General features: G+C 60.0%; 26 protein-coding genes. 12 read left to right on the top strand and 14 right to left on the bottom strand.

Features of this window, described 5'->3' with window-relative positions; translation table 11 throughout:
- Positions 1-56: 56 nt before the first annotated feature.
- Together SynA1825c_RS11690 and SynA1825c_RS11685 are read left to right on the top strand one after the other, a co-directional pair.
- On the top strand, positions 57-1,310 hold the full coding sequence (locus tag SynA1825c_RS11690) for a cation:proton antiporter (RefSeq protein WP_186469444.1): 1,254 nt from the start codon (positions 57-59) through the stop codon (positions 1,308-1,310).
- 88 nt (positions 1,311-1,398) lie between these two features.
- On the top strand, positions 1,399-2,343 hold the full coding sequence (locus tag SynA1825c_RS11685) for a TIGR01777 family oxidoreductase (RefSeq protein WP_186469443.1): 945 nt from the start codon (positions 1,399-1,401) through the stop codon (positions 2,341-2,343).
- On the opposite strand, the gene SynA1825c_RS11680 is transcribed toward SynA1825c_RS11685, so the two are convergent.
- The 4 genes from SynA1825c_RS11680 to SynA1825c_RS11665 all read right to left on the bottom strand — a co-directional run bounded on the left by SynA1825c_RS11680 (position 2,279) and on the right by SynA1825c_RS11665 (position 4,670).
- Entirely contained in the window at positions 2,279-2,554 is a 276-nt protein-coding gene (locus SynA1825c_RS11680; protein WP_186469442.1) for a hypothetical protein, read from the bottom strand. The genes SynA1825c_RS11685 and SynA1825c_RS11680 overlap by 65 nt on opposite strands.
- Positions 2,551-3,756, bottom strand: a complete 1,206-nt coding sequence (locus SynA1825c_RS11675; RefSeq protein WP_186469441.1) for a lipid-A-disaccharide synthase-related protein — start codon at positions 3,754-3,756, stop codon at positions 2,551-2,553. The genes SynA1825c_RS11680 and SynA1825c_RS11675 overlap by 4 nt, the downstream gene beginning before the upstream one ends.
- Before the next feature lies 1 nt (position 3,757).
- The gene (locus tag SynA1825c_RS11670; RefSeq protein ID WP_186469440.1) at positions 3,758-4,177 is read right to left on the bottom strand and encodes a hypothetical protein; all 420 of its coding nucleotides are present in this window, start codon (positions 4,175-4,177) and stop codon (positions 3,758-3,760) included.
- Between the two features lie 67 nt (positions 4,178-4,244).
- The gene (locus SynA1825c_RS11665) at positions 4,245-4,670 is read right to left on the bottom strand and encodes an iron-sulfur cluster assembly accessory protein (protein WP_186471195.1); all 426 of its coding nucleotides are present in this window, start codon (positions 4,668-4,670) and stop codon (positions 4,245-4,247) included.
- Between the two features lie 110 nt (positions 4,671-4,780).
- On the opposite strand from SynA1825c_RS11665, the gene zds reads away from it, so the two are divergent.
- The 3 genes from zds to SynA1825c_RS11650 all read left to right on the top strand — a co-directional run bounded on the left by zds (position 4,781) and on the right by SynA1825c_RS11650 (position 7,257).
- Positions 4,781-6,247: a 9,9'-di-cis-zeta-carotene desaturase gene (gene zds, locus SynA1825c_RS11660; RefSeq protein ID WP_186469439.1), complete on the top strand. Its 1,467-nt coding sequence runs from the start codon at positions 4,781-4,783 to the stop codon at positions 6,245-6,247.
- Complete coding sequence (locus SynA1825c_RS11655; protein ID WP_186469438.1) at positions 6,247-6,696, top strand: SRPBCC family protein; 450 nt, start codon at positions 6,247-6,249, stop codon at positions 6,694-6,696. Before zds ends, SynA1825c_RS11655 begins: the two co-directional genes overlap by 1 nt.
- A 135-nt stretch (positions 6,697-6,831) precedes the next feature.
- Complete coding sequence (locus tag SynA1825c_RS11650) at positions 6,832-7,257, top strand: hypothetical protein (protein WP_222930005.1); 426 nt, start codon at positions 6,832-6,834, stop codon at positions 7,255-7,257.
- Here the strand turns inward: SynA1825c_RS11650 and SynA1825c_RS11645 are convergent.
- From SynA1825c_RS11645 to SynA1825c_RS11625, 5 genes are all read right to left on the bottom strand, one after another.
- A complete protein-coding gene (locus SynA1825c_RS11645) occupies positions 7,236-8,045 on the bottom strand; it encodes a uroporphyrinogen-III synthase (RefSeq protein WP_186469436.1) in 810 nt (269 codons plus the stop codon). The two genes, SynA1825c_RS11650 and SynA1825c_RS11645, sit on opposite strands and share 22 nt — an antisense overlap.
- Positions 8,042-9,253 (bottom strand): glycosyltransferase, encoded by a 1,212-nt coding sequence (locus SynA1825c_RS11640; protein ID WP_186469435.1) that lies wholly within the window; start codon positions 9,251-9,253, stop codon positions 8,042-8,044. The genes SynA1825c_RS11645 and SynA1825c_RS11640 overlap by 4 nt, the downstream gene beginning before the upstream one ends.
- 76 nt (positions 9,254-9,329) lie before the next feature.
- A complete protein-coding gene (locus tag SynA1825c_RS11635) occupies positions 9,330-10,970 on the bottom strand; it encodes a glycoside hydrolase family 3 N-terminal domain-containing protein (RefSeq protein WP_255478383.1) in 1,641 nt (546 codons plus the stop codon).
- A complete protein-coding gene (rbfA, locus tag SynA1825c_RS11630; RefSeq protein WP_186469434.1) occupies positions 10,933-11,355 on the bottom strand; it encodes a 30S ribosome-binding factor RbfA in 423 nt (140 codons plus the stop codon). The genes SynA1825c_RS11635 and rbfA overlap by 38 nt, the downstream gene beginning before the upstream one ends.
- A gap of 1 nt (position 11,356) precedes the next feature.
- A complete protein-coding gene (locus tag SynA1825c_RS11625) occupies positions 11,357-11,563 on the bottom strand; it encodes a DUF751 family protein (protein WP_186469433.1) in 207 nt (68 codons plus the stop codon).
- 59 nt (positions 11,564-11,622) lie between these two features.
- Between SynA1825c_RS11625 and SynA1825c_RS11620 the strand changes: the two genes are divergently transcribed.
- Entirely contained in the window at positions 11,623-12,351 is a 729-nt protein-coding gene (locus SynA1825c_RS11620) for a glutathione S-transferase family protein (protein WP_186469432.1), read from the top strand.
- On the opposite strand, the gene SynA1825c_RS11615 is transcribed toward SynA1825c_RS11620, so the two are convergent.
- A complete protein-coding gene (locus SynA1825c_RS11615) occupies positions 12,260-13,030 on the bottom strand; it encodes a DUF6816 family protein (protein ID WP_186469431.1) in 771 nt (256 codons plus the stop codon). The genes SynA1825c_RS11620 and SynA1825c_RS11615 overlap by 92 nt on opposite strands.
- Between SynA1825c_RS11615 and SynA1825c_RS11610 the strand changes: the two genes are divergently transcribed.
- Positions 13,029-13,292, top strand: coding sequence for a chlororespiratory reduction protein 7 (locus SynA1825c_RS11610; protein ID WP_186469430.1), 264 nt, complete (start codon positions 13,029-13,031; stop codon positions 13,290-13,292). The two genes, SynA1825c_RS11615 and SynA1825c_RS11610, sit on opposite strands and share 2 nt — an antisense overlap.
- A gap of 3 nt (positions 13,293-13,295) precedes the next feature.
- Here SynA1825c_RS11610 and SynA1825c_RS11605 read toward each other — a convergent pair whose 3' ends face one another.
- On the bottom strand, positions 13,296-13,871 hold the full coding sequence (locus tag SynA1825c_RS11605) for a shikimate kinase (protein WP_186469429.1): 576 nt from the start codon (positions 13,869-13,871) through the stop codon (positions 13,296-13,298).
- Between the two features lie 51 nt (positions 13,872-13,922).
- Here SynA1825c_RS11605 and SynA1825c_RS11600 point away from each other — a divergent pair, with 51 nt between their 5' ends.
- From SynA1825c_RS11600 to SynA1825c_RS11585, 4 genes are all read left to right on the top strand, one after another.
- Entirely contained in the window at positions 13,923-14,843 is a 921-nt protein-coding gene (locus SynA1825c_RS11600; protein WP_186469428.1) for a 6-carboxytetrahydropterin synthase, read from the top strand.
- Between the two features lie 8 nt (positions 14,844-14,851).
- Positions 14,852-15,526 carry a dihydrofolate reductase family protein gene (locus SynA1825c_RS11595; protein ID WP_186469427.1) on the top strand — a complete coding sequence of 225 codons (675 nt, stop codon included), beginning with the start codon at positions 14,852-14,854 and terminating at the stop codon, positions 15,524-15,526.
- A gap of 363 nt (positions 15,527-15,889) precedes the next feature.
- The gene (locus SynA1825c_RS11590) at positions 15,890-17,068 is read left to right on the top strand and encodes a GNAT family N-acetyltransferase (protein ID WP_186469426.1); all 1,179 of its coding nucleotides are present in this window, start codon (positions 15,890-15,892) and stop codon (positions 17,066-17,068) included.
- Positions 17,069-17,092: 24 nt separating this feature from the next.
- Complete coding sequence (locus SynA1825c_RS11585) at positions 17,093-17,467, top strand: DUF4346 domain-containing protein (RefSeq protein WP_186469425.1); 375 nt, start codon at positions 17,093-17,095, stop codon at positions 17,465-17,467.
- An 8-nt stretch (positions 17,468-17,475) separates the two neighbouring features.
- Here SynA1825c_RS11585 and SynA1825c_RS11580 read toward each other — a convergent pair whose 3' ends face one another.
- On the bottom strand, positions 17,476-19,050 hold the full coding sequence (locus SynA1825c_RS11580) for a B12-binding domain-containing radical SAM protein (protein ID WP_186469424.1): 1,575 nt from the start codon (positions 19,048-19,050) through the stop codon (positions 17,476-17,478).
- Between the two features lie 156 nt (positions 19,051-19,206).
- Here SynA1825c_RS11580 and SynA1825c_RS11575 point away from each other — a divergent pair, with 156 nt between their 5' ends.
- Complete coding sequence (locus tag SynA1825c_RS11575; protein ID WP_186471193.1) at positions 19,207-19,299, top strand: cytochrome B6; 93 nt, start codon at positions 19,207-19,209, stop codon at positions 19,297-19,299.
- Here SynA1825c_RS11575 and SynA1825c_RS11570 read toward each other — a convergent pair.
- Together SynA1825c_RS11570 and rimO are read right to left on the bottom strand one after the other, a co-directional pair.
- Complete coding sequence (locus tag SynA1825c_RS11570) at positions 19,286-20,512, bottom strand: MFS transporter (protein ID WP_255478382.1); 1,227 nt, start codon at positions 20,510-20,512, stop codon at positions 19,286-19,288. The genes SynA1825c_RS11575 and SynA1825c_RS11570 overlap by 14 nt on opposite strands.
- On the bottom strand, positions 20,509-21,909 hold the full coding sequence (gene rimO / locus SynA1825c_RS11565; protein ID WP_186469422.1) for a 30S ribosomal protein S12 methylthiotransferase RimO: 1,401 nt from the start codon (positions 21,907-21,909) through the stop codon (positions 20,509-20,511). The genes SynA1825c_RS11570 and rimO overlap by 4 nt, the downstream gene beginning before the upstream one ends.
- Between the last annotated feature and the right edge of the window lie 55 nt (positions 21,910-21,964).

Here is a 21,964-nt window from a genome sequence, read left to right as displayed (position 1 = left end):
CAGGACGTTGTATTTGCGGCAGGCTAGAACCCTTTCAAACCGCAACTGCACTCCACTTGGACAATGGCCTGTCGCTCTATCTGGTGGCTTTCGGGGGATTGCTGCTCGTGGCGGTGCTCCTCGATGATCTGGCGGCACGGGTTCGTGTGCCGGGCATCCTCATGGTGCTCTTGCTCGGCTTGCTGATTGACAACCATGTGGATGTGGTCGGCACCAAGCAGATCACCCTGCTGAACCTCGATCAAGCGCAGCAGATCACGGAAGCGGCCCTCGTGCTGGTGCTGTTCTTCGGCGGGCTCACCACCAATTGGCAATCCGTGCGTGGCGTGATTAAACCAGCGGGTCGATTGGCCACGATTGGCGTGCTGATGACCGCGGCGCTGATCACGCTGGTGGCCCTTGGGCTTGGCCTGGCCCAGGGTGAGAGGTCGATGGCGGCACTGTTGCCGAAATGTCTGTTTGTTGGAGCCATGGTGGCGAGCACTGACGCCTCGGCGGTCCTCGCCTTGCTGAGGCCTTTGCAGGGACGCTTGCCCAAGCCCCTGATTGATCTGATCGAGTGTGAGTCGGGCTTCAACGACCCAATGGCTGTTGTCTTGGCTGGTCTTGCGTTAGCCCTGGCCGGTGGTTCCGGCATGGAAGCTGGATCGCTTGTGACGGACCTCGTGCGTCAGTTCCTGCTCGGCATCCTGATCGGTTTTTTCGGCGGCAGTTTGACCGTCCAGTTGCTGGGGACACGGATGGGGCTCAACCAATCAGCGATGTTGCCCGTGGTCAGCCTGGCGTTGCTGATGGTGCTGAGTGGAGGCACATCGCTGCTGGGCGGAAGCCCCTTGCTGGCTGCTTATGTGGCTGGGTTGGTGCTCGGCAACAGCAAGAATCTTGATCAAGATCGTCTTGCCGAGGCCCATTCCAGCTACGCGAAAATGGCTGAGTTGCTTCTGTTCCTCTGCATGGGCCTGGTGGTGAACCCCCAGGACGTCGTCCATTCAGCAGCGCTTGCGTTGTTGTTGTTCCTCGTGATGCAGCTGGTGCGCTTGCTGATGGTGCATCTCTTCCTGTGGCGGACTCCTTTCAGCGCTGGGGAGCGAATCTTTGTGTGCTGGGCCGGCCTCCGTGGTGCAGTGCCCATCGCCATGGCCATCACGGCTTGGTCCTCTGGGGTGAGCTGGGGCGCCTCCATGCCTCCGATTGCACTTGCCGTGGTTCTCTACGGACTGTTCATTCAGGGCTTTGCGCTGGTGCCATTAGCGCGCAAGTTGAATCTCACCCTGCCGGACGACGCTCCTGAGATGTCCATCCCATCGTGACGATGCTTCGTTGGCGGCATCACGTGCATCGGCGGCCCCCGATTCGACGCTCGCTGCTTAACGTCAACTGTCTTTAACGCCATCCCCCATGCGCCTCCTGCTGATTGGTTGCACCGGTCTGGTGGGCCGTGGTCTGGTTCCTCAGCTTCAAGCGGCAGGCCATCAACTCACTGTGGTGAGTCGCCGGCCATCACCAGCGGGATTGGCCTCAGCTCAGGCTGCGCAGCTCGATTGGATCCAACTCGACCCTGCAACGGCGGCCAGTTGGGAGCCATCCACGCCCCTGTATGAGGCGCTGAAGTTATGTGATGGCGTTGTGAATCTGGCTGGTGAACCGATCGCGGAACAGCGCTGGACAGCCCAGCATCGTTTGTTGCTCGAAAGCAGTCGCCTGGACACGACCCGCTATCTGGTTGCTGCCATGGCCACGCTGGATCATCCACCTTCGGTTTTGGTCAATGCCTCGGCTGTGGGTTTTTACGGCACAAGCGCAGAGGCTCGCTTCGATGAAGCCAGTGCTGCCGGCGCCGATTTCCTGGCACAGCTTTGTCAAGGCTGGGAACAGGCCGCTGCCGCTAAGCCAGCGTCCATGCGTCTGGTGCAGCTGCGCATCGGCATTGTGCTGTCGGCCGACGGTGGCGCACTGGCCAAGATGCTTCCGGTGTTCCGTGCCGGTTTCGGTGGTCCGATCGGCTCGGGGCGTCAGTGGATGAGCTGGATCGAGCGCAGTGATCTCTGCACGATGATTCAGACGGCACTGGAATCGGACTCTTGGTCCGGGGCATTCAATGCCGTCGCGCCTCAACCCGTCTCCATGGCGACCTTTGCCAGCAGTCTGGGACGTTGTCTTGGTCGGCCCAGTCTGCTGCCCGTTCCTGGGCCAATGCTGCAGCTGTTGCTCGGGGACGGCGCCAAGGTTGTTCTTGAGGGGCAGCATGTCAGCTCCACCCGTCTTGAGTCAGTGGGCTTCAGCTTCCGCTGTCCGACTTTGCCCGTTGCACTTGACGTTGCCACCAGCTCCAGACGCCGTTGACCAGAGCTGCGCCCATCAAGACCCCAATGGCAGGGGTGAACAGCGGCTCCCAAAGCCGCATGAACTGACGCATCGGTGCTTCTAGCCCCTGGCTGCTGCTCACCACGGCCAGTCCAAACCAGCCAGCGCCTCCCATCACAAGAAAGACATTGACCACCAGCAGGCGATCCAGCCAAATCTTCCAGATCGGTTGACGCGTCGGGGCGCTCATCGGGGCAACGTCAGCAGTCGGGAGATGCTCGCCGCCATCCTGCCCCCACCACCCGCTGGGCCGAGACGGTTCACAGCCTCTCTGTCACAGACGGATTTCAGATCGGCGTCCTGGTGGATTCGCTCGACGAGGTCCAACACCATCTGAGCTGTGCGTGCGAGCGTGACTGGATCACCAGCCTCGCCAGGGGCACAAAACACGGTGGGTCCCAGCAGGCGTCGTTGGGCTTCAGCAAAGCCTTCTGTGAACTGCGGGCCCTGTCCCACCAGTTGCAGCACGGGTCGTGCCAATCCCACGGCCTGTTCCGCGGCTGTTCCGGCCATGCAAAGCAGTAGGTCGGAACTATGCAGTACTGCGCCGAAGTTGCCGCGTCGGATCCAAATGCGGCAGCCGCCTCGACGCAAGGCCGAAGGTTTGTTGTCCGACCCAGCCTCCAAATGCCACTGGCCTTGTGCGACCAATGCAGAGAGCTCCACATCTTGGAGAGACGACACCAGCGCCAGCTCTAGCTGAAGCTCACCGTTGTCGCGCCAAGCCTCCGGCAACTGATCGATCACCCGCAGCAACAGCAGCAGGTTCTGTTCCAGTTCCGGGCGGCGGCTGCCCGGCAATAGCCCTAGCCGGCGATGGGCCGGTGGCAGCCGCTGGGCGTCGCTCAGCACAGGATCCATGAAAGGGTTGCCGAGAAAATTGACGTGCCGTTGCAATTGGATGCTGAGATCGTCGGCACTCAGTTGGTCTCGGCTGAAGATCGCTTTGAAACGCGGACTGCGCAGACAGTCACTGCAAGGCCATGGCAGGCGTAGGCGCCCTTCGTAGTGACTGGAATAGGCCACCAGGTAAGTGGCCACAGGACGTCTGCTCAGCCAGGCCGCCATCACTGGAATCACATCACCGATCACCACCACTAGGTCGTAACGCTTGGCAATGCGCAGCAGGCGGATCAGCCGTCTGAGCAGATAGATCACCTGTCCTTGCGCCAATTCGGTCAGGCGCCCTCGCAGGCTTGTGTAACCAAGCCCGCCGGTGCTGAACTCCTGCGTCCCCCCGATCAGGCCAATGCCTGCATCGCGGTAGGGCTGGCCTTTCCCCACCAGCGGAAGTGCTTCAACGACGTGTCCCTCAGTCTGTAGCGCGCGGCCCAGCAAGGCACCGGAGAGATCCTCTCCATGACCATTGCTCAGCAACAGCAGCCTGCCCACTTCAGAGCTCCAGCCAGGCCTTCACTTTGAGAAGAGCCGGCCATTCAGGCCGCCGCTTGAGCCCGTCGTCGATGGATTCCTTCAGTTCTGCACCTACATCGGGAGCCAGCGCCAGCACCTGCTGAACCACTTCAATGTGATCTCTCACGCCCTTGGCCTTCGTTTCCAGCATCGCCAAACAGAGATTGATGCGGGCCTGAGGGTCCTGTCCATTGAGCTTCACGGCCATCCTGGCTGATCGCAGAGCGGCATCGGATTGGTCGCAGAGCAGCTGCAGCCAGGCCAGGCAAGTCCATCCCGCCGATTGACGCGGTGCTGATGCGGTGATCGCTTCAAAATCTGCCAGCAGATCCTGGGCCGGAGCACCTTGCTGATAGCGGCTCATCGCCTGCTGAAACAGACTTTCCTGGCTGGACTCCATGAAGTGTTGGTCCTTCAAGCAATCCCTTCAGATTCCCACAAAAGCCCTAGCGGGTTCGGAGACGCGCTCAGACAGCGAAAGAGCTTCCGCAGCCACAGGTTTGCGTTGCGTTCGGATTGGTGAAATTGAAACCACCACCGATCAGTGCTGTGCTGAAGTCGAGCTGCATCCCGTAGATGTAAAGCAGGCTCTTGGGATCGCAGATCACCGTGAAACTGGCGCCATCAGGAGCCTCGTAGTCATAGCTCTCGTCATCTTCAAGCGTTTCGGATGCCGGCACAAAATCCATCGTGTAGCTCATGCCGCTGCAGCCACCGGAGCGCACTCCTACGCGTAGCACCTTGTTCTCTCCCTGATCCGCGCACAACTTGGCCAGTTGCTGCATGGCTGGTTCGGTGATCAGGATGCCTTTGCCGTCCCGTGAGGTGTGGGATTGGGCCGTCACTGGCACTGCAGTTGCTGCGGTTTCAGCGGTGGCTTCGGAGCTGGACATTGCAGGCTCTGGCGCGAGATCCACTGCCATTTTATGAATGCCTCAGGCCTGTCGCCTAAAGCAGTGCTGACAGGTCTCTTCATAGAGTCGGTTGAGTTGCACGCCAGATAGTGCGGGTCGCGATTGTTGGTTCCGGTCTGGCAGGCCTGTCTGCTGCGGTGGATTTGGTGGATGCCGGCCATGAGGTGAACCTTTACGAGGCCCGCCCGTTCATGGGCGGAAAAGTGGGCAGTTGGGTGGATCCCGAAGGCAATCACATCGAGATGGGGTTGCACGTGTTTTTCTTTAACTACGCCAATCTCTTCGCTCTGATGCGCAAGGTGGGCGCTTTCGAAAATCTTCTTCCCAAGAATCACACCCATCTGTTTTGCAACAAAGGCGGTGATCTGCGTGAGCTCGATTTCCGTTTTCCGATCGGTGCTCCGTTTAACGGCTTGAAGGCCTTCTTCACCACGCCTCAGCTCACCTGGATCGACAAACTGCGCAATGCTCTGGCGCTGGGCACGAGCCCCATTGTTCGGGGCCTGGTGGACTACGAAGGGGCGATGCGCACGATCCGCGCTCTGGATTCCGTCAGTTTCCAGGATTGGTTTGTGGGCCATGGCGGCAGCATGGAAAGCATCCGGCGCATGTGGAATCCGATTGCCTACGCGCTCGGGTTCATCGATTGCGAAGCGATCTCGGCCCGGTGCATGCTGACCATCTTCATGATGTTTGCTGCCAAAACCGAAGCTTCAAAACTCAACCTGCTCAAAGGGTCCCCCCATCGTTGGCTCACTGGACCGATCCTGGATTACATCCAGGCGCGAGGTGGAAAGCTCCACCTTCGCCACCGCGTCAAGCAAGTGGAGTTCAGTGCTGGTGACCAACCCGAGGTCAAGGCGCTTCAGTTGACGACGCCTGATGGTGATGTCCGTGTTGAAGCGGATGCCTATCTCGCCGCTTGTGATGTTCCCGGCATTCAGAGACTCCTCCCTGAGGAATGGAAGCGTTTTCCTCAGTTCGCGGCAATTCACAAGCTGGAAGCTGTTCCTGTGGCAACGGTTCAACTTCGCTATGACGGTTGGGTGACGGAACTTGGAGACGATCAAGAGCACCGCCGTCGGGATGTGGATCAGCCCGCAGGGCTTAATAACCTCCTTTACACCGCTGACGCTGATTTCAGCTGCTTCGCCGATCTGGCCTTGGCCAGTCCGGAGGACTACCGCAAGCCTGGTGAGGGGTCGTTGCTGCAGTGTGTCCTCACACCAGGGGACCCCTGGATTCCCAAGTCTGTCGACGAGATCGTTGCCCATACCGACCGTCAGGTCCGTGAGCTGTTCCCCTCGGCCCGTCATCTCACTCTCACCTGGAGCAATGTGGTGAAACTGGCTCAATCGCTCTACCGCGAGGCACCGGGCATGGAGCCCTATCGACCCGAGCAGCGCACACCGGTTCGAAACTTTTTCTTGGCGGGCAGTTACACACGTCAGGATTACATCGACTCCATGGAAGGAGCCACGATGAGTGGACATCTCGCAGCTGCGGAAATTCTCAAACGACCAGTGCAGCTGGCCACGAATGCGGCGGTGGCCTGATGGGACGTTGGCTTGAACATTCGGTGACCACGGAGGTCAAAGCACCGGTGGATCGGGTCTGGGCGGTCTGGAGCGACCTGGAAGCCATGCCCAAATGGATGCGCTGGATTGAGTCGGTGAAAACTCTCGATGATCCTGACCTCACAGATTGGACCCTGGCGGCGCAGGGATTCCGTTTTCACTGGAAAGCGCGAATCACACAGCGTGTGGAAGCTCAGCAGCTTCATTGGGAATCGGTTGGAGGCCTTCCGACCAAAGGAGGGGTCCGCTTCTATGTCGAACAACCTGATCGCACAGCGGTGAAGCTCACGGTGACCTACGAGCTCCCAGGGGTCTTGGCACCGTTGATGGAACCGACCATCCTTGGAGGGATTGTGACGAAAGAACTGCAGGCCAACCTTGATCGCTTCCGAGACTTGGTGGAACAGGGCGGAGCCGCTCACGCCTGAATTGCTGTGCCCTGTTCGCCGGTACTCCCCGTGTTGAAGCGTTGCCTTCCCCTTGTGCTAGTGGGGCTTTCAGCTTGTGGTCGTGCGACTGCGCCTGATCTCTCCCAGTCCCCGTCCCCTGCTGCAGCTCCGGTTGTGGCAGTCGACGTGCCACCTGAAGTATCCCCTGGCTTGGAATCAGCATCAGGATTGACCCCTCTCCCTAGTCGGGACCAGGTTCTGGCATCCGTGCCGGAAGGGCGATCGGATCCCTTTGCACCTGTGCTGCCGCATGCAGGGGTGTTGGAATCGAGCCAAGCCAGCATGAGTTCCACTGACGCTGATGCAACCTCCGCACCGGATGTGAGGGTTCAGGGCGTGTTGCAAGTGGGTGGTGAGCTCCGCGCTCTGGTTCAAACAGCCTCGGGTGCTGGGACGGTGTGTATTGGACCGCGTGGCCGTTGCCCGGGGGATGCAGCAGCTCTTCTGCCCTCGGGTTGGAGTGTTCAAGGCATTGATCTACGCCGAGGATGTCTCGAGGTGATGGTCTCGGGTCAGGCTCAGCGTCGCTGTATGGCTTGAACGCACGCCTCGACCAGCCCATCGAGGTCATGGGGGGAGGCTTCTGCGTCGACACGACCCAGCAGCTCCATGCAGCGCTGGCTGGTCTGGGGACCGATTGACACCACGGCAGGATTTTGAAACACCAAGGCCATCCGTTGGTCACCGATGGCCTTGGTCAGGAGAGCAACGGTGTGGCTCACGGTTTTCCCACTACTGAAACTGATGGCATCCACCTCCCTGGCTTCGAGGGCTTGGAGTGTCTCGCTTGGAATCGTGTCAGGGCAGCGCGATTCATAGGCCGCGACTTCCACCACTCTTGAGCCGGCATCGCCGAAGGCCTCCGCGAGCAGCGTTCGCCCGCCGCTCTGAACCCTTGGCAAGAGGATGCGCAGCCCCCAACCCGACACGGGGAAATGCTCGATCAGGCTGTCGGCCACGAACGTGGGTGGGACGAAGTCGGCAGGAACGCCGAGGTCTTCCAGGCGCTGGGCTGTCTTGCGACCTACGGCTGCGATCTTGAGGTTCTCAGGGCGTCTGGCTAAACACCGACCTGTCATCTGGAGCCGTGCTTCCACTGCATCCACGCCATTGGCGCTGGACAGGATCATCCAGTGAAAGTTTTCCAGATCGGCGAGTGCATCGTCGAGGGGGGCCCAGGTGTCTGGAGGTCCGATCTCTAGGGCTGGCAGCTCAAGAACCCTGGCGCCAAGAGATTCCAGCATCCGCCGTCCCTCACTTTGCTGCTCCTGGGCACGCGTGATCACCACCGTGCTTCCCTGCAGTGGCTGATGTTGCACGGAAGTCATGCGCCTGGAGTGTCGTCCAGTTTCACCAGGCCACTGACCTGCGCCTTCAGGGCTGCAGCTTCCTGCTGGCGCTGCTGCGCATTCAGAACGGCAATGGCTTGACTAAATCCGGATCGAGCACCGTCGATATCTCCACCCATCAGACGGGCCACGGCCAGGTTCTGATGGCTTTCAGCATGGGAAGGGTCAAGGTTGATCGAATGCTCGTAGGCCTTGATCGCGGCCAACAGATCGCCGCGATGCCGTTCCATCAAGCCAAGGTTGTACCAGGCCAGTGCGACTTCGGGAGCGCGCTGGCAGGCGGTGGTCGTGAGCTGGATGGCTTCCTCCAGTTCGTTCTGCTGCATCAGCAGGGCTGCCAGATTCAAGCGGGCACCAAGGCTGAGCCGCGTGTCCAAAGGCAAGTCCAAAGCCTCTCGGTAACAGCCCACGGCGGCATCGCGGTCGTCGGCTGCCAAGGCGATGCCCAGGTTGAGGAGCAGTTCATAGCGCTCGGCAATGAAGGCCTCGCCTCCTGGCAGCGTCTTCAAGCCTTGGCGCAGCAGCGTGATGCCTCGATCGCGATTCCCTTCACTCACTTCTAAGGCGCCGAGTTTGGCGGAGGCATAGGGATCACTGGGTTGGTCCTCCAGCCACCGTTCCATCGATTGACGCAGACGCTCAGCCTTGTCGGTGCCCGAGAGGAGCTCGGGGCGATAGCCGTCATGGAGGAGTGCCGGTTCGGCGCAATTGGCAATGCGCCACTGGGGCTCGTCGCTCATCAGAGCTACGACGCTCTCATCGATCATGGAGTGATAAGGCCTGCTCCATTGAATGCGGGGATGTCTTCGGAACAGGCGGCTCACATTGGAGTAAGGCGCCATCGCCGCACCCAGCTCATGCCTGAGCAGATTGATCACCAGCACATCCGGCTGGGCCATCAGGGCTTTCAACTTGGGAATCGCTTCTGTGCGGAGCTGCTCGTCGGCATCGAGCACCAGCACCCAATCCCCCTTCACATGTTCCAGTGCTGCATTCCGTGCGGGTGCAAAGTCACCCGGCCATGTCAGGTGCTCCACGCGGGCTCCGCAGGCTTGCGCCAATGCCACCGTCTCGTCCGTGGACCCGGTGTCGACGACGACCATCTCATCGACAAAGTCCTGCACGGAGCGCAGGCAGGCCTCGATCCGCGTCGCTTCATCGCGCACGATCATCGAGAGGCTGAGCATGGCGGCCCTGAACACTGGCGCTGAGATTAAGGGGATATTCCTCCCGTCGTTCTGCCACAGACTCGTCGTGCGGCGTTCAGTCGGTGAAGTCCCTGATTCCAGTCTGTGCAGGTGTCGTGCCCATCATCTTAGTGAGCAGGCATTCCTGAGCTTCGGGCATTTGCCCGGGGCTATAACCAGCGGGTGTGGACGCTGGTAAAAGGCTTCGCAGTGCATCCCAGCGGTAGGGACACCCGTAAACGATCAGTCCTGCCAGGCGTTCATGCCGGAGGAGTTGCTCAATGGCTTCCGCCCAAGGCTCGCTGCGTTCCTGAGCGCCCCGGAAGGGATTGCCGCGCAGGAACAACTGCAGAAAGACCACGCCATCTCCCAGTGCCACCAGGTCCAGGGGTTCGTTTGGATCACCGTGATCTGCCCATGGCGACAGTCCCTTGTCGTGGCAGATCCGAGTTTCGTAGCCAAGGCTCTCCGGCGCTGTGACCGCTGCTGAATCAGCCCGCAGCACCGGGCAGGGCAGCACGCCATCCACCCGGATGAGGTTCATGCCTGCCTGCTGTGCTGTGGGTGAAAGTGAAGGACCTTGGGTTTCCAGGGAGCGTTCCACCAACTCCATTGCCAAGGCATGGTCGGCTTCGGTTTCGATTGCATGGCCAGGCGTTCCAGGCTCCAGCTTTGAACAGCTCTTGAGAGCCTCCTGACGCCTCTGCATCGATTCGTGCAGGCGTGATTCGGGAATCCTTCCGCTGTCGAGGGCGGCACAGATGGCATCGATCGCCGCATGGGCATCCGCAGGCATCAGGATCAGATCGGAACCTGCTTCAAAGGCCTGCACCGCCGCTTCTCCAGGTCCCACATGTCGGCTGATGGCTTCCATGACTAAGGCATCGGTCACCACAAGCCCCTGGAAGCCCAGGTCCTGCCGCAACAGATCGGTCAGGACTGGCTTGGAGAGCGTGGCAGGTTGTTGGTCATCCAAGGACGGCACCAGCAGATGGGCCGTCATCACGGAGGCGACCTCAGCGGCGATCAGTCGTTGAAAGGGAATCAGCTCCAGCTGTTTCAAGCGCTCGCGGGAGTGGCAGATCACCGGCAGCTCCAGATGGGAGTCCTGTGCGGTGTCACCGTGTCCGGGGAAATGTTTTGCACATCCCAGAACCCCGCTGCTGCGCAGGCCCCGTTGAAACGCCTCCGCTAGATCGGCGACCCCGTGTGCGTTCTGCCCCCAGGCCCGCACATTGATCACAGGGTTGGCCGGGTTGCTGTTGACGTCGCAGACCGGGCCCAGTACCCAGTTCAGCCCGCAGCGTTTGGCCTGCTCTCCCGTGATGCGTCCATAGCGTTCGGCCAAAGCCACGGCTTTGTCGGGCTCTTTCGTCTGCAGCCGTCCCAGCGCCATGGGCGGCACAAGCCATGAAGCGCCTTCAAACCGCTGGCCCACGCCTTCCTCGACATCGGCGCACAGCAGCAGGTCGGAGTGACCAGCCCAGTGGCGCAAACTTCGGCAACGCTGCTGGAGATCCGTGGCGCTTCCCCCCAGGAGGATCACTCCCCCCACACCAGCTTCCAGCAGCTCTTGCAGGGCAGCGTTGTTGAGTTCCCAGCGGGGGTAGCGCCGTTGCCTGTCACTCGCATGGCCACTGGCTCGAACCACCAGCAGCTGGGCGACAGCCCGGCGGCGTTCAGCTGTGTTCATTTCCGGTTTGTCCGGAATTGTCATCACTGCCGACGGGAATCTCTCCTCGGATCTGTCTCTCACGCTCCAGTTCACCGAGAAGGCTCAACACGGAGGTGCCTTTTTCAAGACCACGGTCGAGTTGAAACACCACTTCGGGGGCGCGACGCATCTGTAGTCGACGGCCAAGCTCGCCGCGCAAATAACCACTGGCGGCCTCAAGTCCGTCCATCACTTGGCTGCGGGCTTCTCCATCAGCCAAAACACTGACGAAGATCTTGCAGTGCTGAAGGTCGCCGCTCACCTCCACGTTGGTGATGCTCACCATGCCCTGGTGCACCCGCTCGTCCCGGATGCCGTTAATCAGCAGTTCGCTGGTCTCCCGACGGATCAGGGCGGCCACGCGTTCAACCCGACGTCCGGGGGCCATTTCAGAGTTGTGGTGCTGAAGACACCATGGCACGCAGCACGAAACTCACGCTGAGGAAGCCGCTGATCAGCGCCCCGATCAAAGCGACGGCAGTGATCGGATTGCTGCGTCGTCGTGCCAGCGGCTCTGCGACGGAAGTGATGACACCGAGGCCAAAGGTGATCAGATAGCGCGGGTATCGCGTCACGTTGAGGAAAAAATCGCGCATGGCGATGGCGAGAGGCAGGACTTGATGGCTACTCTGCCGGCTCTTGACCCGGCGTGGACATGCTGGAGCTTCATCAGTTCCGTCATTCGGCTTTCTGTCTGAAGGTGCGGATGGCGCTGCAGTCCAAAGGACTCAGTTTTAGAGAGGTGGAGGTCACTCCCGGCATCGGTCAGATCGCGGTGTTCAGGTTGTCGGGGCAACGTCAGGTGCCTGTGTTGGTGGACGGTGATCATGTGGTGGCCGATTCCAGTGCCATTTGCCGTTATCTCGAGACGCTTGAGCCAGTGCCTGCTCTGATTCCTGATGAGCCCCGTCTGCGTGCCCAGGTGGAACTGATGGAGGACTGGGCTGATACGACCCTGGCAGCAGCAGCTCGTGCAGCCTTGTTGCAGGCCGCAGTGGATGACCCACTGCTTCGAGATGCGCTGCTTCCAGACGATGTGCCGTCACCTGTTCGTCAGGTGATGTCAGGGCTGCCCGGTGGTTGGCTAAGTGGTGTTGGCGATTTGCTCGGTCAGGAGCAGCGGGCCTCCATGCTCAGCAGCCTTTGCACCATGGCTGATGCCATCGATGCCGCTGGAGTACTGGTGGGCGATGCTTTGAGCCTCGCTGATCTGTCGGTGGCGGCGCAGTTGTCGCTTCTGCGTTTCCCATCATCTGCAGGCTCTGCGCTGGCTGGCCGCGGCGTTCCTGGGATCAGCGATCACCCGAGACTGCAGTCGTTGTTCCACTGGCGAGATCAGCTGGAGGAGCGCTTACTCCAGCAGGATCCAGCGACAACGGTGTGAGGGTGAGCTGAAATCGGCTGCTGCGCCCCTCAAGCGTTGAATCGCTCTCAAGGCCTGGACCCGCATGGCTGACCTGGCGTTGATCGGCGCAAATCGCAGCACCACACCGTTCATAGCGGGTGAGCGTTTCGATGCGGCTGATCCGAGGCGCTGCGGGGCCGTGAAGCACCTGCAGTGCCAGCTCATCGCTGAAGAAGACTGCACCCTCTCTGGGGTTGCTTTCTCTGCGACCGATCACGGTCGTCTCCAGCATCAGATCTCCCTTCAGCCGGGCCAGCTGACGGTTCACCTGATCAGGATCCTGTTCAACGCTGAGCAACTGAGTGCCTAGCAGTGCTTCACCAACGGAATGGGCATTGAACACCCGGTCGCCCACCAGATCACCACGTTGGTTGAGCCGGAAGCGGGCGTGATGGCTCAGCGGCTCATCTCCACTTTGGGGATGACCTCGGTCATCGAGCTGTTCGCTTCGCACTTTCCAGGTGCCGTCAAACCATTTGGGATAGATCAGATCCTGGCGGCCACGGGGTCTCGGCAACGGAGCCGGCAAAGTCCATTCGGGCCAGTCGCTGAATCGTTGCTCCAGAAACACCTGGTCGCGATCGTCGGCGGCTGCGGAGTCGACGTGCGCAAGCTGCAGCACCATGGTGAGTAACAGTGCCAACAGCGGTTTCACCATGTCTGATCCTCTGATCCGATCGCTTGATCACTACGTGGTGCTGGTGCCCGGAGAACCGGAACAGCTTCTCAGTGCAGTCGACACCCTGGCATGGCTGGCGCAGCGTCTGCGCGGACTGGACCCTTGGCCGGCGGATCTGAAGGCGTGCGCGAGTCCGGAGCAGGCGGCCTCCCGTCTTCTCGACACAGCCTGTGAACTGGAGGTCTCGCCAGGTTTTTCCCTGCAGTGGTACGCGGTCCGACTGGAACCGCCGAGCGCTTGAGCTTCATTCCGGCCGTTGTTTGGGCGGGTCTTTGATCAGGTTTGGCAGCAGCTGCAGGATGCCATCAGCCACGACGTCCGGTGTTTCTTCCTCGATCACCACGGTTAGATCGGCTTCGCCGTACTGCGGACGTCTCGCGTTGAGAATCCTGTCGAGAGCCTGAGCGGGATCGGCTTCTTGGAGCAGTGGTCGTGGGGTGCTGTCAGCTTCAAGCCGCTTCAGCAGTTGCTCGCGTTCCACATCAAGCCAGATCACGATGCCTTGATGCATGACCCCCCTGTTTTCCGAGCGGGTGACCACGCCGCCTCCCGTTGCCACCACCAGAGAGTGATGTTCGCTGATGGCGCTCAGAACCTGGGTCTCCAGTTTTCGGAACCCCGCTTCCCCATCCCGCTGAAAGATCTCAGGAATGGAGCAACCCGCCAGCTGCGCAATCACCGAATCCGAGTCCACAAAGCCATATCCGAGCTTTTCCGCCAGGGGCCTGCCCGTGCTGCTTTTCCCGCTTCCCATCATTCCCACGAGATAAAGGATTCTTCCCCCCAGGCGTTGTCGCAGGGTTGGAATGATCTCGGCCATGACTCGAATTCGCCGTTAGCTCATTAGGATGCCTTCTGGCCGAACCGTCACATGACTGAAACGAAGTCGACTGCACGGCATGGCCGTGGCCGCGGTTGTGTCATCACACGTCGGGCTTGCTTCAGTGCCAGCCACCGTTATTGGCTGCCGGAACTCTCCGCTGACGACAATGCTGCACAGTTCGGCCCCTGTGCTCTGGCACCAGGACATGGTCATAACTACGAATTGATCGTGTCCATGGCCGGAGGCCTCGATGAAGACGGCATGGTGCTCAACCTCTCTGAGGTCAAGCACGCCATCCGCAATGAGGTCACTGGACAACTGGACTTCCGTTTCTTGAACGAGGCATGGCCCGAGTTCGACGTATCCCGTCCAGATGGATGCCTTCCCACCACCGAAGCACTGGTCCGTCAGATCTGGATGCGGTTGAGTCCGCATCTGCCGATCACGGCCCTACGCCTTTACGAACAACCGGGCCTCTGGGCCGACTACCTCGGACATCCCATGGACGCCTTTCTCACCATCCGCACCCATTTCGCAGCTGCTCACCGACTGGCGCGCCCGGAGTTGAGCCAGGAAGAGAACGAGCGCATCTACGGCAAATGTGCCCGCCCGCACGGTCATGGCCACAACTACCTGGTGGATGTGACAGTCCGTGGAGCTATTGACCCTCGCACCGGAATGGTCTGCGACCTTTCGGCGCTGCAGCGTCTGGTCGATGACCTCGTGGTGGAGCCTTTCGATCACACCTTTTTGAATAAAGATGTTCCCTTCTTTGAGGAGTGCGTCCCCACCGCTGAGAACATCGCTCTTCACATCGCCGATCGTCTGTCGGCTCCCATCAAGGCCATCGGTGCTCATCTGCACAAGATCCGTCTACAGGAGAGTCCCAACAATGCGGCAGAGGTGTACGCCGAAACACCGCTGTTGGAGATGACGCCAGCGTCGCTTGAAGCGGTGGCTCCGGTCTGATCAGGACCTTGCCAGCTGAGCCCATCACCGTTCGCCTCGTGCTGGCGATCAGTCTTGATGGGCGCCTAGCACCACCATCCGGTGGTGCGGCCCAGCTGGGCGGATCTGGCGATCGACGTGTTTTGGAAGAGGCCCTGGCCTGGAGTGATGCTGTCTTGGTCGGTGCCGGCACCTTGCGTGCCCATCGCTGCAGTTGTTTGATCCGTGCGACCGATCTTCTGCAGCAACGCATCACGGCGACCCGTTGCCCTCAGCCGGTGGCTGTGGTGGTCAGTCGCACGGGAGAGTTCCCTCTGGAGTGGCCGTTCTTTCAGCAACCCTTTGAACGGCATTTGCTGACACCCATGGGGCTGGTCACACCCGGTTTTCAGGCGGGCCATCGCTTGACCCCCTCTTGGCAAGACACCTTGAACCGTTTGGGCGCCCAAGGCTGGACCCAGTTGCTGCTGCTGGGAGGGTCCCAACTGTGTCAATCCCTCTTGGCGCAGGACGTGGTCGATGAACTTCAGTTGACCCTTTGCCCCCGTGTGCTCGGAGGGCCCTTCAGCTGGCTGCCAGCCAACGGCTCTTTGCTGCCAGATTCTTTGATGGAAGCAGGAGCCTGGCATCTGCATGAACTGCGAGATCTGGGTGCAAACGAAGTGTTGGTGCACTACCGCCGCAATCGGTTGACGCGTTCCTAAACCGGGATGGGCCAGTGATCGGTAGGGCTATTCCGCGGCCTGGCGCACCCATGTTTCAGAGGCTCACTCCCTGTCGATCGCCCGCGCCGCCAGGCTTCAGCATTGATCCGTCAGTGGTTGTCGACGGTGGGCTGCAGCAGCTGCAGAAACGGTTTCAGCACTCCCGCCTGGGTGCGCAGGTTGGTGCTGTGGAGTGTCCCAAACACGACGAGCAGCACTATGGGAAGACGTCCAGTAGGACGATGACGACAGAGTTAATCGTCCAAGACGACATCCTTGGTCTGATAGCTCGGTCCTTGCCATCGCCGCTCGTTTCAAAGTTGCTGGTTAGGGTCGAGCCTGAGTCGTTGACCCTGGCCCCGGATGGCATCGCTTACGGCTCGTTGGCATCGCAGCATCCGTGAGATCCCGCGGCAGCAGTGGGACAACTTGCTGGATGAACACGTCAGTCCCTTTTACCGATGGAGCTGGCTAGCGGCGCTTGAACATTCCGGAAGTGTGGCGCCGGATCAGGGCTGGCAGCCTCTCCACCTTTCGGTGTGGAGAGAGGAGCAACTTGTTGCGTTTGCCCCTCTCTATCTCAAGGGCCACAGTTACGGCGAATTTGTTTTTGATCAGTCGTTCGCGCGTCTGGCTGGCGATCTTGGCCTTCGCTATTACCCCAAGCTGATCGGCATGAGCCCTGTCAGTCCAATCCAGGGGTACCGCTTTCATCTCCACCCACAGGAGGATCCCCAGGAGCTCACGGCCGTGATGCTTCGCCTGATCGATGAGTTTGCTGCCCGGAACGAGATCCTCAGTTGCAATTTTCTCTATGTGGATCCCACCTGGAAGCCACTCGCTGAGGCGGCTGGCTGTGCGGCTTGGGTGAACCAGCAGAGCCTATGGACCGCTGATGGACAGACTGATTTCAGCGATTATCTCGCTGGTTTTAACGCCAATCAGCGGCGCAACATCAAGCGAGAGCGCAAAGCTGTGCACAAGGCTGGGCTCAGCGTGACTCCCATTACTGGTGAGGCTCTCACTCCGGCCTTGCTATCGCGCATGCATGGTTTCTACGAACAGCATTGTTCGCGTTGGGGGGTCTGGGGAAGCAAATATCTACAGGCCTCGTTTTTCGATCAATTGATCGAGCCTGCTCTCGCTCACCATGTCGTGCTGTTTAGTGCCCATCGAGGTGACCCCTTTGACCCCGTAGCCATGTCGCTCTGCGTGCAGGATGCGCGACATCTCTGGGGGCGCTACTGGGGAAGCGACGAGGAGATTGACTGTCTTCATTTCGAGGTCTGTTATTACTCCCCCATCGAGTGGGCTCTGCAGCAAGGGCTCATGAGCTTCGATCCTGGGGCCGGTGGCAGCCACAAACGCCGCCGTGGTTTTGTGGCCAGACCCCACACCAGCCTGCATCGCTGGTACGAACCACGCATGGAGGCTCTCATTCGCTCCTGGTTGCCTCGGGCCAACGGCCTGATGCAGGAGGAGATCGAGGCGATCAACGCTGAGCTCCCCTTCCGATCCGATCCCCCAGCGTTGGGGCTTTGAGACTTCGATTTGTAGGGTGATTGGATGAAAACCGTCCCTTCATCGCTTGACGACCAGCTGTCGCAACGCTTTATCGACCTCGATCCCTGCGGTTATTTCCTGATCAAGGTGGATGCTGATGCCGCTGAACTGGTGGTCGAGCATTACAGCAATGATGTGGACGACAAAGGTCGAGCGACAGATCCGGAGACTGGTGAAGTGCTGGCCTGCCGCGGTGGTGGCCCGAGACAAGCCAGCCGCAGCTTTCGCGGCCGCACGGCCAAGGAGCTCGGGATTGCTCTCACCGAAGGTGATGGGCCCCATCCCCTCAGTCGCCTTGACCATGCCCTTTATCTGGGGCGAGAGCTGCAGAAGGCCGAGGGTTGCCTGAACAACGGCAAACCCTACGTGCAGGACTGAGGCGAAACTCAGGCCGGTTGCAATTCCCTGGGTGCGCTGGGCTCCTCAGGCGGAAGGGATTCCAGTTGTTCGCGGATTTCTTGCTGAACGATCGCGCGGTACTCGAGGAAATGCTCGTTGTGAGCCAGCACCACCAGGAATTGCTCAAGCATGGCCGGGTTGCGCCGGGCCATGCTCAGCATGTAGCGCCAGAAGCGGCTGCGGGTGCTGCGTTTCATTCCCTGGCGCCACACCACGATGGAGAGAGCTCGGATGTCGGTCCAGGTGGGTAGGGATGCGCTCCCTTTCCAACGCGGGGCTCCCATTTTCAAATAGTAGGAATACACCCGATCCATGTAGGCATTGGGTTCATAGAGCTCACAGAACGCCTCCACGTATTCGTTGGCAATGTCGCGGATCGGTCGCGTCGGCTTGAAGTTCAACAGGTTGGTCTGATTAACGCCTTTGGCGGCGTCCTTGTCTTGAATCAGTCGGCCCTCTTTCTCAAGACGATGCCAAAGCGCTGTATTGGGAAGCGCTTGCAGCATTCCCATCATCGCGGCGGGGATGCCAGTGCGTGTGACGAACTCGACGATGCGACGGCCTGCGCCCTCTTTTTCACCGTCGAAACCGATGATGAATCCAGCCATCACACGGATACCGTTGGCGGTGATCCGGTCGACCGCCGCATCCAGTGGGTTGCGGGTGTTTTGAATTTTGCGTGAGGTTTCCAGGCTGGCTTCATCCGGTGTTTCGATGCCAAGAAACACACTTTCGAAGCGTGCTTCGTGCATCATCCGCATCATTTCATCGTCGTCAGCAAGGTCGACGGATGCCTCGGTGGCGAAGCTGAAGGGGTAACCCCGCTCCTCTTGCCAGGTTTTGATCTGCGGAAGCAGCAGCTTGGCGTTGCGCTTGTTGCCGATGAAGTTGTCGTCCACCAAAAAGATGGAGCGTCTCCATCCCAGGTCGTGGAGGTACTGCAGCTCGGCGATCAGCTGTTCGGGATGTTTGGTGCGTGGCTTGCGTCCGTAGAGAACGATGATGTCGCAGAACTCGCAGTTGAAAGGACAGCCCCGTGAAAACTGCACGCTCATTGAGTCGTAGGCATCCAGTTCAAGCAAATCGAAGCGTGGAATCGGGGTTGCGGTGACATCGGGTTTGTCACCTTCGGCGCTGAAGCGTCCACTGGTGTCACCACGCTGGATGGCTTCGACGAATTGAGGAAGAGTGATCTCGCCTTCGTCCAGCACTTTGAAGTCGGCTTGGGCGATTTCAGGGGCATCAGGGGTGGAACTGGCGTAAGGGCCACCCACGGCCACCGGCAAGCCCCGCTGCTTGGCTTCAGCAATTTGCGCCTGCATGTCGTCCTTCTGAACGATCATTCCGGAAATCACCACCAGTTCCGCCCAATCCCACTCGGCCTCGGTGATCTCACGGACATTGCGGTCGACCAGCTTCATGTCCCATTCCTGAGGAAGCAGTGCCGCCACAGTGACGAGACCTAAAGGAGGAAGCAGAACCTTGCGGTTCACCAGCTCCAGAATTTTTTCGTAGCTCCAGAAGGTTTTCGGGAACAGGGGATAGATGAAAAGGGTGCGCATGATCCGTGGCGTGGAGGTGAGTGTCTGTTGCCTGCGGTCGACCCTTGGGAGAGAACCGTCCGATCCCATTTGATTTCGTTGTGCGGAATCTTAAAGCGGATCTGGCTATCTGAGCTTCGGTTTCTGATCTAATGGTTGCAGCCATTTGTGACAGCCATGGGCGTCGTCATCTATCTGGGTCTTGTCGGTGCCGGCCTTGTCACCGCTGCCGTCATCAGTTTTGTGTTGCGCTGCATCAAGCTGATCTGACCTCGGTCAGCATCGTCCCGCCACGACGCCAGATTTCCCACAACGCCAAGACAACTCCGATCCCTCCTGTGATGGCAAAGGTCGTTGGTAGTCCGAGGGAGATTGTCAGCTGTGCTGCGATGAGACCGCTCAAACCGCCGCCACCCAGGAAGGCAATCTGGCTTAAGCCAGCCATCCTTCCTCGCAAAATCTGAGGCGCACCCACCTGCGTGATGAGGTTGCTGCTGCTCAGTAACCCAGCGGTGCCGGCTCCGATCAGCAACGTCATGGCCAGCACGAAGATCGTGCTGCCACCGCGCGCCATGCCCAGCTGTGCCAAAGCTGTGATGAGACCGAAGCCTGCCAGCGTCAATGAGGGTCTGCTGCAGAAGCGATGGCTGTTTCGCTGCAGCACAATCCCTCCCGCAATGCTCCCCAGCGCCAGAACACTGGTGAACAGGGCCAAGTCCATCGGGGCGGTTCCCAGTTCTCGCGCCGCGATCAAGGGTCCGAGTCCAGGATGAAAAAAGCCCACGACGCACATCAGAGCTGTGAACGTCAGCACGTTGCGCAGGGTGCTTCCACAATCTCGCCAGGCCACACTCAGGGAGGCTGTCTTGCCGGGCGTGCTCCGCTGCTCCAGCTCCAGCCGTGGTTTCAGCAGCCAGATCACACTGGCGATAGGCAAAAGATACGTGGCGGCATCCAGTGTGAGTGCCTGAGCTGGTCCCGTGAGGGTGACCAACCAGCCGCCTAGAAGGGGTCCCACCAGCTTGCCCACGTTGAACACCACGGAGAAGCTCGTCAGATAGGGCGCCAGCTGGCGGGTGTCATCAACGAGCAGCGCGCAGTATTTGTTTCTGGCCGTGAGTTCGTAAGCGCCCGCGACGCCCGCCAGCAGTGTGCTGGCTAACAGCATCAGCACCTGGGTCTGACCCTCCAGCATGGGGATCGCTAGAGCGGCCAGAAGACCGGCCCCGAGCAGCGCCCATTGCGCCTGAATCAGCACGCGTTCACATCCCACGCGATCCGTGCGAACGCCTGCCGGCCCACTCACCAGCATCGTGGGAAGTGACAGCGCAGCAAAATGCAGCGCCAGCACCATCGGATCTGCCGTTTGTTCCATCAGGATCCAGCCTTTGGCAGTGAGCCCCGCAAAGGATCCTGCGGTGCTCATGCCAGAAGCGATCAAAAAGAGGATGCGTTGACCGTTGTGCGATCCAGATCCGCTCACGAAGTCGTCCGGGCTGAAGCAACCATTTCAGTTGCACCGACGATCTCGCCGGTTAGGTCATAGATATCAGCGCCGGTGATTCGCACCGGGACCATGGTTCCCGGTGCGGCTTGAAGACCATCTGCCCGCGGTTGCACCTGCACTTCGCCATCCACCTCGGGAGCAAAGCGAGCGCATCGGCCGATCATGGCTCCGGTGCTGGGGTTGTGCTGTTCGATCAACACATCCACGGTGCGTCCGACCCAGCGGCTGTTGGCTTCTGCAGAGATTGGTTGCTGGAGGGTCATCAAGCGATCCTTGCGGGCGATGGCAATCTCTGCTGGGACCGGATTCGGAAGCGTGGCCGCGGCAGTTCCTTCCTCTAAGGAATAAGTGAACACTCCCACGTGGTCGAAGCGCTGGCGCTCCAGGAATCCCGCCAGATGTTCGAACTGTTCTTCGGTTTCACCGGGGAACCCCACGATCAGAGTGGTCCGGAGCACGGCATCGGGAAGTTGTTCCCGCAGCTGATCCATCAGTCGTTCATTCACATCCGCCTGCCAGGGGCGATTCATCGCTCGCAGAACCTGGGGGTGGCTGTGCTGAAGGGGCAAATCGAGATAGGGCAGCACGTTCGGCACGTCTCGATACGCCGCGATTACATCAGGTGTGAGGCCCGTTGGGTAGGCGTAGTGCACGCGTATCCAGGGGATCTCAACCTCTCCCAGGGCTCGTAGCAGATCTGCCAGCCGTGGTCGTCCGTAGAGGTCGAGGCCGTAATTGGTGGTGATCTGGCTGATTAGCACCAGCTCTTGCACCCCCTGCTCAGCCAGTTGATGGGCTTCCGCCACGATGGACTCGATCGTGCGCGATCGCTGATCGCCACGCAGGTGGGGAATGATGCAGAACGCGCAGCGGTAATCGCAGCCTTCGGCCACTTTCAGATAAGCCACCGCTTCTCCTGTCGTTCGGTACCGCGGCAGGTTCTCATCGCCCACAAACGTTGGCGTCTGGCTGACTCGGTTGACCCGTTCACCTGCTTCGACGCGCTGCAACACCTCCACGATGTGTTGGTAATCCCCGGTGCCGACAATCGCTTTGGCTTCGGGCAGTGAGTCGAGCAGCTCCTCTTGAAAATGCTGAGCCAGGCACCCGGCAATGATCAGTTCCTTGCCCTGCTCGGCCAGGCCGACCAGCGTGCGAACCGATTCTTCGCGGGCGTCCTGGATGAAGCTGCAAGTGTTGACCACCACGACATTGGCGTCGCTTTCATCGCTGCTCACGCCATAACCGGCTTGCGATAGAAGGCCGAGCATGTGCTCGGTATCAACACGGTTCTTCTCGCAGCCCAAATGGGCAAATGCCACCGTGGGCTTTGTGCAAATTCCGTCGCGGCCTGGGGGCTGGTCCGGGGACATGGGCACGACGGATCAATCAATCAACATAAATCTCGCGCTGACGCCTGCCAGAATT

Source organism: Synechococcus sp. A18-25c, from assembly GCF_014280035.1.
In the GTDB taxonomy this organism is placed as follows: Bacteria; Cyanobacteriota; Cyanobacteriia; order PCC-6307; family Cyanobiaceae; genus Synechococcus_C.
Note: the sequence above shows the minus strand (reverse complement) of the source record. Positions and strands in the feature narration are given on the sequence as shown.

What these genes read in the sequence shown, in the direction of transcription:
- SynA1825c_RS11640 (WP_186469435.1), bottom strand. Translation starts at nt 9,253, where the DNA reads ATGCTCAGCCTCTCGATGATCGTGCGCGATGAAGCGACGCGGATCGAG.
- SynA1825c_RS11635 (WP_255478383.1), bottom strand. Translation starts at nt 10,970, where the DNA reads ATGACAATTCCGGACAAACCGGAAATGAACACAGCTGAACGCCGCCGG.
- SynA1825c_RS11575 (WP_186471193.1), top strand. Translation starts at nt 19,207, where the DNA reads ATGGGCGTCGTCATCTATCTGGGTCTTGTCGGTGCCGGCCTTGTCACC.
- SynA1825c_RS11600 (WP_186469428.1), top strand. Translation starts at nt 13,923, where the DNA reads ATGACTGAAACGAAGTCGACTGCACGGCATGGCCGTGGCCGCGGTTGT.
- rimO (WP_186469422.1), bottom strand. Translation starts at nt 21,909, where the DNA reads ATGTCCCCGGACCAGCCCCCAGGCCGCGACGGAATTTGCACAAAGCCC.
- SynA1825c_RS11605 (WP_186469429.1), bottom strand. Translation starts at nt 13,871, where the DNA reads ATGGCCGAGATCATTCCAACCCTGCGACAACGCCTGGGGGGAAGAATC.
- SynA1825c_RS11680 (WP_186469442.1), bottom strand. Translation starts at nt 2,554, where the DNA reads ATGAGCGCCCCGACGCGTCAACCGATCTGGAAGATTTGGCTGGATCGC.
- rbfA (WP_186469434.1), bottom strand. Translation starts at nt 11,355, where the DNA reads ATGGCCCCCGGACGTCGGGTTGAACGCGTGGCCGCCCTGATCCGTCGG.
- SynA1825c_RS11590 (WP_186469426.1), top strand. Translation starts at nt 15,890, where the DNA reads ATGGCATCGCTTACGGCTCGTTGGCATCGCAGCATCCGTGAGATCCCG.
- SynA1825c_RS11580 (WP_186469424.1), bottom strand. Translation starts at nt 19,050, where the DNA reads ATGCGCACCCTTTTCATCTATCCCCTGTTCCCGAAAACCTTCTGGAGC.
- SynA1825c_RS11655 (WP_186469438.1), top strand. Translation starts at nt 6,247, where the DNA reads ATGGGACGTTGGCTTGAACATTCGGTGACCACGGAGGTCAAAGCACCG.
- SynA1825c_RS11625 (WP_186469433.1), bottom strand. Translation starts at nt 11,563, where the DNA reads ATGCGCGATTTTTTCCTCAACGTGACGCGATACCCGCGCTATCTGATC.
- SynA1825c_RS11615 (WP_186469431.1), bottom strand. Translation starts at nt 13,030, where the DNA reads ATGGTGAAACCGCTGTTGGCACTGTTACTCACCATGGTGCTGCAGCTT.
- SynA1825c_RS11645 (WP_186469436.1), bottom strand. Translation starts at nt 8,045, where the DNA reads ATGACTTCCGTGCAACATCAGCCACTGCAGGGAAGCACGGTGGTGATC.
- SynA1825c_RS11670 (WP_186469440.1), bottom strand. Translation starts at nt 4,177, where the DNA reads ATGGAGTCCAGCCAGGAAAGTCTGTTTCAGCAGGCGATGAGCCGCTAT.
- SynA1825c_RS11665 (WP_186471195.1), bottom strand. Translation starts at nt 4,670, where the DNA reads ATGTCCAGCTCCGAAGCCACCGCTGAAACCGCAGCAACTGCAGTGCCA.
- SynA1825c_RS11620 (WP_186469432.1), top strand. Translation starts at nt 11,623, where the DNA reads ATGCTGGAGCTTCATCAGTTCCGTCATTCGGCTTTCTGTCTGAAGGTG.
- SynA1825c_RS11610 (WP_186469430.1), top strand. Translation starts at nt 13,029, where the DNA reads ATGTCTGATCCTCTGATCCGATCGCTTGATCACTACGTGGTGCTGGTG.
- SynA1825c_RS11585 (WP_186469425.1), top strand. Translation starts at nt 17,093, where the DNA reads ATGAAAACCGTCCCTTCATCGCTTGACGACCAGCTGTCGCAACGCTTT.
- SynA1825c_RS11685 (WP_186469443.1), top strand. Translation starts at nt 1,399, where the DNA reads ATGCGCCTCCTGCTGATTGGTTGCACCGGTCTGGTGGGCCGTGGTCTG.